This is a genomic window from Flavobacteriales bacterium (assembly GCA_020435415.1).
In the GTDB taxonomy this organism is placed as follows: domain Bacteria; phylum Bacteroidota; class Bacteroidia; order JACJYZ01; family JACJYZ01; genus JACJYZ01.
On record JAGQZQ010000002.1, the window covers coordinates 92,028 to 102,149 of the forward strand.

Genomic DNA, 10,122 nt, shown 5'->3' on the forward strand with positions numbered 1-10,122 from the left:
ATACTAAAAGACGAACTGAAGGAACAGCCAGGAACCTGAAACAGCCCCCGCTCAGTATATTGAGTAAAGAGCAGACCTTCCGGTACTTATTTCTAATCAGGGGATAAAGATCACAGCAGGTGAGGCTAATCCATTTATGGTTCTACAATAAGTCGCTGGCTTTCTATCCCATACCTTGAACTGGCTGTCACCATATATAGTCCCGGTTTTAATCTCCCCAACATATCGAGTGCTACGATGGATGTTTTTGTCTGACCAATAAGTACCACCTTTGAGTAATAGGTTTTACCTAACATATCCTGGAGTACGATCAGTACTTCCTCTTCTTGTATCCGGGTTTGTTCTATCATCACATAGGTAGATGTCTTTGCTGGATTCGGGAAGATGGTAATGAAGGGATAACCTGTCCCGTCGCTGTTGTTCACAGGCACAGGAGAAAACGTTTCCGTTCTGCCATCGTAATCTGTTTGCTTCAAACGGTAATACGACAGCCCTTCATACGGATACGCATCCACAGCCGCATAGGATCGCATTGTGGAGCTGTTACCAGCACCTTCTACCTTCCCTAACACTTCGAAGTTAATACCATCTTTGCTTCGCTCAACGGTAAAAAAATGGTTATTGATCTCGGTGGCTGTTTTCCAGTTCAGTTGTACTGAATCATTTACAAGCTGTGCATCAAAGTACAGGAGCTTAATAGGCAACACTTCACCACCATCACCACCCGTCATTTCGCTAAAAGAGGTAACCCCATTCCAGGTAAGTGTATTGGCACCAACATTCACGGATCCACCGGTAAGCCAGTTACCGCCAGAGTATTTCATAGCGGTGTATTGCGATTCGTCGCCGTTCACATCGGCATCTACATATACATAACTCATGTCATACGATATATCCCCCGAACCTGCATCACATGTACCATTGCAGGAGATACCGTATGGTGTCACCACCCAATACCGGGATATAAAGTCAGTAGTACCTGTGAGATTAGGATGTTTTGAATCTGTTACTTTAAAGGTAACATATGCGCCCCCCGACAACGTAGCATCCTGTAATGTGAATGTAAATGGCGAATAGTCGTCCGCATCACCCATAGGTATAGCTAATGTAGCAGCTGGGACTGCGGAATACATTTTCTTTATAACACCTACTCCATCCGCCTGGATATAACTTGAAGCACCTCCATTGGTAATGGAACAGGAAGACCCTAAAGTGAGTGTAAGACTTCCCAACTGAAGGTTTCCTGCAGACATATCCAGTGTTCCGTTTACTGTAATATTCCTGGCAAGGCTCAGGTTTCCTGACCCTTTGCTAACCGTTAGATTATTGAATGTTTGTGTTGTACTTGCAGTCAGGGTTTGTGTACCGGATCCATCGAAGGTCACGGTGCCTGATCGAGGTGTGAAGGTTCCGTTGTTATTCCAGTTTCCACCAAGATTAATGTTATAGTTACTCGCTGAAACGTCAAGTGTCACGCCTGCGCTTGAGATCTGCAGATCACTTTCCACATCTATATTCCCCGTTAGCGTTTTAGTCCCAGACCCGCTTAATGTGATTTTATAATAATTCAATACAGCAATGGATTGATCAGCGGCAGCGCTATAAATGACCTTTCCGGTTCCAGGATTAAAACTACCATTATTGGTTATGGTTCCATTATCCACGGTCAGGGTATACGACGACAGGTTAAACGTGCCCGTTCCGTTGATTGTAAGTGCGCCAACCGTTTGATTGGCAGAAAGCGTAACAACATCACCATTATCGATGATGGCTTCCTGTCCTGACGCTGGAACCAAACCCGCCAACCAGGTTCCTGGGTTGTTATAATTTCCGGAACTCTGCGTGACATTTTGAACTGCTGCTATTCCAATCGTATAGTTTGCGGCCACATTTACGCCTGTGGCGGTATATAAACTCCCGGAAGAGTTGGATAAAGGATAGATATCCACCGAGCCGGTTGTAAAGTCGTCATCACCGTCGACATCTATCATGAGTACAAAATTATTGAAGCCACCGGGCATTGCAGGCAACATGGTCATATCAACAGTTACCTTAACCGTTCCGATATCACCGGTTTCATCCACTTTCCATTCGCGGGCCAACCGTTGAGAAGACGCAAGGGCTTCCGTTGTCGTCCATGTTGTTGCGTCGCCGTTGTCATGGCCGAAAAAGAGGTATTCCCCATCTCCCATAGCCGATGCGTTATCTATCTTTAGTATATCTGCAGACTCTGATGCAGCATGTATGTTAGAGGCATCCGCCCGACCAATACCCACTACATCATAACCGTGGGTTGCCTGATAATCGTACATATCTACTCCAATCGTCAAGCCGTATTTGGCGCCCAGATAATTTTCGATGATCAACCGCTCGGCGGTATTCAACTCCTTGGAAAATGCCAACACTTCATAAACATATCCGTTAAAATCATATGCGCTTTCGGGTATAATGTCCGCACCGGTCGAAAACCCACCTACAATTGTACCAAGCGCACTTGTATTAAGTGTATTGGCACTTTGTGCAGCTACTGTGGATAAGGCGGTGCCGTTAGCATAATATTGTGTAGCTGTTATATTAGCGCTTGCCCCGGATTGTGCGGAGATAATGGTAGGTGCTGCAGTACTTGTGGTATAGTTCATCATTTTATTACCTGATACACGAAGGCCCATTCCGGTTGAAGCTCCGGGACTTTCAAACATCAAACCATAACCCGCTCCGGCTGCAGCGTTTGGTGCAAGTGAAACGGCGCAGTTGGAAGCACTGGAAGCTAAAGAAAGTGGTCTTACAACCGTTATCAGGGTTCGTGCTGTTGTACCACTTATAGCAGAAGAACCAACGAGGTATTTCGACCCGCCGCTAAAGTCAACATACGATATACCTCCCGATATTCTGAACACGGGAAAGCTTCCGGTTTTCGCCATATCAATTCCATTACCACTTCGGTCTTCCCAACTGGCAATATTATCTCCATTGACTGCGGCTCCACCTCCACTTTTTATCACCCCATCATCACCTTTTAGCCATAATTTAAGTGAGGTAGAACCATCATCACCACCCACACCGCCAGGGCCGGTGTATCCATCGTTGCTGTCGTCATCATAAATGGTAATGGTTGCTGATGTATTTCCACCCAATGCTGCACCGGTTGGGTTGGATATATCAATAATAATGGTTTCAAGAGATTCAATGGTTGCGTCGTTGGTAATCGCCACGTTTATATTCCCTGTTTCGCTTCCTGCCGGAATTGTAAGAGTTCCCGCTACAAGCGTATAATCGGAACCGCCACCGGTTGCCGTACCACCGGACACAGCATAATCAACCATCACATTCTGACCTGATGCGGCAGTGAGGTTCACCTCCAGGCTTACGGTGCCGACATCTTCATCTACATCAGATGCGATACTTGTAAATTCTATTGTTGGTTCTGTATCGTTGTCCTGAATGGTATAGGTATACACTTTATTGGTAGCTGCGAGGTTACAGTTTGTCGGGCTTGACAATGAGATAATGATGGTTTCATCGGCTTCATCGACCATATCTTCATTAATCACAATGTCAAATGTTGTGGTTGTCCCTACACCTGCAGGAATAGTAGCTGTTCCGGCTGCAAGTGTATAGTCGGTTCCACCGGTAGCTGTTCCACCGGTAACACTATAGTTTACGGTTGTTGGATTCGAAGCATCGGCGGTATTAATCTGAACCGTAAGGGTTACCGGACTTACTCCTTCATCTCCGGCAGATGAAGATGCAGTAAAGTTGATCTTACGGCTATTATCATCGTCATTTATAGTGAATGTATTGGTGGTATTTGCTCCCAGAACGGCACCATTGGTAGGATCGGACAGTCCGATAACGATGGTTTCATCAGGTTCAACCAATACATCATTAACCATGGTAATGTTGATATTGGTTGTTGTGTTTCCTGCTGTAATGGTAGCTGTACCATTTGCAAGAACATAGTCTGTACCACCACCGGTAGCAGTACCTCCGGTGACGGTATAATTCACCGAAATATTCGATGACGTTGGAAAATTCAGAGATATCTCAACGGTTCCAGGGCTTGTAGGTTCAAATTGATTGCTTATAGTACTGGTAAACTCTATAACGCTTCTTGCAACCGCAATGGTCATAAAATCACCATCTGCCACAGCCACTCCCGATGCTTCAAACTCACTGCCTCCAAGGCTGGTCATAGGGTATTCCATTGCACCATTGCTAAAATCACCATCCGCATCAACCAAAAGAACAAACGTATTATAGCCAGGACTTCTCGCTGCCAGGTAGGTGGTATCAATGGTTACAGATATAGTCCCCACCCCATCACCCGGAACGGTTTCAGACTCATCCATCCGCCATTCACGGGTGATGCGTTCATAGTTTACTCCGGAATGAGGCGCTTCCATCGTTGTCCAACTGGTGATGGATGCATTGTTATGTCCAAAAAGCAGGTAGTCACCATCCTCAAGACTGGACGGACTGCTTACCGTTAAAATTCCTGCCGATTGTGCTGCAAGATGTTCATTGCCGGCATCGTCACGGCCAATCCCAGCGAGGTTGTGAGGATAGGAAGCCTGATAGCTATACTTGGTATCGGATGCCGACAAAGAAAATGAAGTAAAGTATCGTGCCCAGAGGTAGTTCCATACGATCTTGCGCTGGGCACTATTCAACTGCTGGTTGTATACAAGGACTTCTGCAAAATCACCGTTAAAATATTCCGAAAGATGATCTGAGAACCCAAGAGCAGACCCATTACCCCCCGTGTTGATTGTTGCTGCACTGGAACTTGCTTCAGTTCCCAGGGTACTTTCAAGATACATATTCAGGCTTGTGATATTCGCACCATCAGCCAGATCAACAGTCATTAATCTGAAACCGGATGTACCCAGGCTTTCATTGAACACCCGATTCCCACTCACCCTTACAGCTACTTCAGGTGAAATAGAGAACTCCGCTCCGGTGGCACCTGATTTCGGATAGTTAAGGCTCATCATGGTTCCGCCATAAGTTCCTGCCAGGGCGGATGCTTTGGAAATAAAAAATATGGTACGTCCACCATTTCCGGATAAAATACTGGAACCGGTAAGGAAGTCGCTGCTGCCATCGAATCTTACCACAGCATGCCCATTAACTACCCCGGTCGCTAACGCAGGTTTGGCAGATGCGGAACTTTGGGTGAAGTCATTACTATTTCCTGACAAATCATGCCATTCCGTGATCGCCTCACCATTGCCTGCCAGTGTGGTACCGGCATCACTATAGGCGCTACTGTCACCTATCAGCCATAATACATTGTTGTTGTCATCGCCGACACCCCCTGGTCCGACGTAACCCTGATTGTCGTTGTCACTGATTGTGAAGACATGCACGGTATTGGCGCCCAGGGATGCACCTGCAGGATTGCTAATGGTAATGGAAAATGTTTCTCCACCTTCTATCAGCGCATCTTCATTGATAACAGGATAAAGAAATGCGGACTGACTGCCGGCGGGTATGGTCAGTGTACCATTAGCCAGCACGTAGTCTATATTGTGGGTAGCTGTAATTGCTGCCACGGCATAGTCGACAGTAATATCCTGACCTGAAATTCCGGTTAATTGCACTTCTATATTGGCCGGAGAAACACCTTCCGACCCACTGCCTCCTGTACTGGTAAACTGCACCGCAGGTTCCGAGTCGTTATCCTGGATTGTATAGGTATATACATTGTCCGTACCCAGGTTGGAATTGGTCGGATCGGACAAGGTGATAATAATCGTTTCATCCGCCTCATCAAGTGCATCTTCATTAATCACAATATCAAAGGTTATACTTGATTCGGTAGCGGCAATGGTCGCAGTACCGGAGGCCAGAGTAAAGTCAACTCCCCCGCCGGTTGCGGTACCACCGGTCACCGAATAATTCACCGTGGTAGGGTTTACCGCATCCACCTGTGCAAGGGGTATCTCGATGGTAAGTGTCACCGGACTGACACCTTCATCTCCATTAGATGAAGGGGCACTGAAATCGATCTTGCGGGCGTTGTCGTCGTCATTAATGCTTACGATATGAACGCTATCTGCACCCAGCGCAATATTTGCAGATGGGTTTGAAAGTTTTAATTCTATCGTTTCCGTGGATTCTGAGATAATATCATTAATCAGTGTGATGTTAATATTGGTTGTGGTATTACCGGCTGTGATCGTAGCTGTACCGGCAGCAAGTGTGTAGTCTATGCCGCTGCCGGTCGCCGTACCACCGGTCGCTGCATACTGAACCGTTACATCTGTCCCCACGGGATAATTCAGGGATATTTGAACTGCCTTGGGAGAGTTCGGTTCAAAGGCTGATGAGGTGGTGTTTGCAAATTTTATCTGGCTTCTGACCACTGCAATTGCCAGATATGCCTGGTCGGAAATATCTACCGCATTTACTTCAAAACTGGCGGTAGACCCTATCTGTTGCATAGGATATAAAGCAGCGCCACTGGCAAAATTCCCATCTGCATCAATCATGATATAGTAGTTGGAATATCCCGCAGGACGTGCAGGTAATTTTGTTGTATCAATGGTAATGGTCACGGTCCCGACGCCATCATTGATCACGGATTCTGATTCATCCAGTCTCCACTCACGGGTAAGTCGCTGGATATTTCCGGATGTTGGTACATCCGTCGTATTCCACGATGCAATAGATGTGTTATCATGGCCGAACAATAAATAATCCCCATCTTCAAGACCGGAAGGACTGCTTATTTTTAAGATTCCTGCTGACTGTGCTGCGGTATGCTGATTGCTTGCATTATCGCGTCCGATACCAGCGACTTCTGTTCCATGTATTGTTTGGAATGCATACTTATCATCCGTTGCAGAAAGGTTGATATTGGCCTTGTATTTGGCAGCCAGGTAATTTTGAACGATCCTTCTTTGAGCAGAATTTAGTTCATTATTATAGACAATTATTTCTGCAAAATCACCATTATAATGCTCGGTTACGTGATCTGAATATCCAATAATTGAGCCGTTGCTTCCCGTATTAATTGCCACTGCACTTGAAGACAATTCCGTACCGATGGTACTTTCAAGGTACATATCAATACCTGTAACATTGGCTCCCGCCGCCATGTTCACTGTCATTAACCTGAAATTACTCGTACCCATACTTTCGTTAAAAACCCTATTACCATTTACCCTGGTTGCCATTTCCGGTGTAATAGAGAATTGTGCACCGTTGGTACCGGTTTGGGGATAGTTGAGATTTAACATACATCCTCCCCAGCTACCTCCGATCGTTGTGGCTTTGGATACCATAAATATGCTTCGTCCCACATTGCCAGACAAGAGGCTCGGACCGATCAAATGATGATTAACTCCATCAAAGCATATAACAGAATGGCCGCCTATCATACCCGTCTTAAAGCCGGGGCGATTCATAGCGGTGGTCATTGTGAAGTTGTTGCTGTTGCCGGACATATCATGCCACTCCTGAACCGCCTCATTATTACCGGCAAGCGTGGATCCGGCATCATTGTATACGCCACTATCACCAATTAACCATAACACGTTATTGGATGCGTTTCCCACACCACCCGGACCGGTATAACCATTGTTGTCATCATCACTGATTGTTTTTGTATGAACTGACGGGTTTCCTAAAAGAGCATTAGTGGGAATACCAAGTGTAACCGTAAATGTTTCACCCCCTTCGATAAGCACATCGTTTGTGATGGGAAAGGGAATGTTTGCCAACATGGACCCGGCAGGTATCGTCAAGGTTCCGTCTGCAAGGGTATAATCAGTGCCGCCTCCCGTCGCCGTTCCATCTGCAACAGTGAATGGTACAGTCACATCATGACCTGACACACCGGTAAGTGAAACTTCTATAAAACCAGAACCATAAGCTTCTGAACTGCCGGACACCGGTGAATTGAACTGCACGGTCACCGGGGAATCATTGTCATTGATATCAAGGGTAAAAACCTGTTGTGCTCCCAGATTCACATTAGGTCCTGGATTGGAAAGCTCTATAATAATGGTTTCCGCTTCTTCATCCAGCGCATCATCATTGATAATAATATCCAGGGTAGTAGTGGTATTACCTGCGGCGATTATGGCCGTACCACTCACAGAAAGATTGTAGTCGATAGAACCGTTGGTTGCGGTTCCTCCGGTGATGGTATAGTCGACCGTTGCATCCAAACCATCGGTGGAACTCATTTCTATGGTGACCTGAGCAGGAGAAACATCCTCATCCACTGCCCCGGTTGCTGTCTGGAAGTATATGGCTTTACCTATGTCGTCGTCATTAATTGTAAAAATGTACTGCACGTTAGCACCAAGATTCACGCTTGCGGAAGCCCCTGAAATATCGATAATGATTGTTTCGTCAGTCTCAGCAATACCTTCATCATTGATGATGAGGGTAATGTCCTGCGTTAACGAACCTGCTGCTATGGTAACAGGACTTCCTGTCACAGAATAGTCAGTGCCACCACCGGTTGCAGTACTTGTAACGTTCTCACTAAAACTGATGTCGGTTGAAAAAGAAAGCGGATAATTCAAACTTAGCTGTATGGTATAAGGACCCGCTGCTTCGAAACCTCTGGCTGAAGTTGATGTAAGCTGAACTTCAGGGCGAATTGCAACTATCGTTACAAAATCACCATCAACAATGTCCAGTGCGGTCAACTCATAAAGCGTACCACTGTTATGCGTAAGTGGATAAAATGTGGCACCGCTCGTGAAGTTTCCGTCGGAATCGATCAAAACACCATACTGAACATATCCTGCTGATGGTGAGGGAAGGTCCGCAACATCAACAGTAAGGGTAACATCACCCACCTCGCCGGTTTCCGTAAATCTCCATTCGCGGCTTATGCGCTGCATATTTACATCTCCATTCAGAACCTCAGTAGCTGTCCATGAAGCAATAGAAGAACTGTCATGTCCAAAAAGCAGGAACTCACCATCACCCAGATCGGTGGCACCACTGATCTCTAAAATATTTGCGGAACGGGAAGCCGTATGAAGATTGGATGCATCTACGCGCCCGATACCGGCTACTTCGTGTTTGTGTGATATTTCGTAATTAAAGAAATCATTCCCCAGGGCGATTCCGTACTTGGCTCCCAGGTAGTTTTCAACTAATATCCGATCTGCATTATTCAGTTGTTCAGAGAACGACATTACCTCATACAAGTCACCATTGTAATCAAATGAACCTGCCGACACCATAGTGGTTGCTGTCGCATAGCCACCTAAGAGATAGCCACTGTTATGCGAATTCATAACCGCAGCACTTTGTGTCACGAGTGTAGTTTGCTGTGTTCCATTAGCATAAAACACGGTTGCGGTGACATTTGCGCCTGCCGGTGACTGGGTAGAAAATATGGTTGGCTGGGTGGTACTGATTGCATAATTCATGGCTTTGTTGCCACTCACCCTCAAGGATAATCCGCTTGATGCACCTACACCCTCCAAAAACAAATGATATCCTCTGCCCGTCGCGCTGTTTGGTGATAAACACACCGCACTGTTACTTGAAGAAGCTGACAGTGAGGTGGGTCTGGCCACAACGATCATCGTTCTTGCCTGGGTACCGGTGATAGGGCCCGAAGTTGTATTATTCAGATAAACGGCCCCGGCACTAAAATCTACAGACCATATACCATTGTATACATTATAAGTAGGAGCACTTCCTGAAACAGTGGCATCTCTGCCATGACCACTTTGGTCCCGCCATGCTGTGATCAGATCCCCGGATTCCGCAGGGTCGGATACACCTTCCTCAACACCCTTGTTTGACTGGAGCCAAAGCTGAAGTGAGGACGACCCATCGGTTGTTCCAACACCTCCGGGGCCTGTTTGTGCGGTTGATGTCCGGACCCATGCTATAGCCAGCAATATCAGGAGAATGGTTACACGCAGCTTTCTCAATTCTATGATTTCACCTGTCAATGATCTGTACATACGAGTATCTGAAATGCATTTCAACGTTACTTACTTGTGCTTGTTTCTACGTATTTATACTATGATGGTTCGAGGTGGTCGGTTTCTTTAGGACAGCTTTAGATCAAAGTTAAGTTTTTTTTTGTTGTTTTTTGAGGGGGTCCGGGGGAGACTCATAACTTGCTGTTTTTGTAGA

The 10,122-nt window shown here is 46.1% G+C and carries 1 protein-coding gene; it reads right to left on the bottom strand.

The window, feature by feature from the left end:
- Nucleotides 1-134 precede the first annotated feature (134 nt).
- Entirely contained in the window at nucleotides 135-9,947 is a 9,813-nt protein-coding gene (locus KDD36_01100) for a T9SS type A sorting domain-containing protein (protein ID MCB0395216.1), read from the bottom strand.
- Between the last annotated feature and the right edge of the window lie 175 nt (nucleotides 9,948-10,122).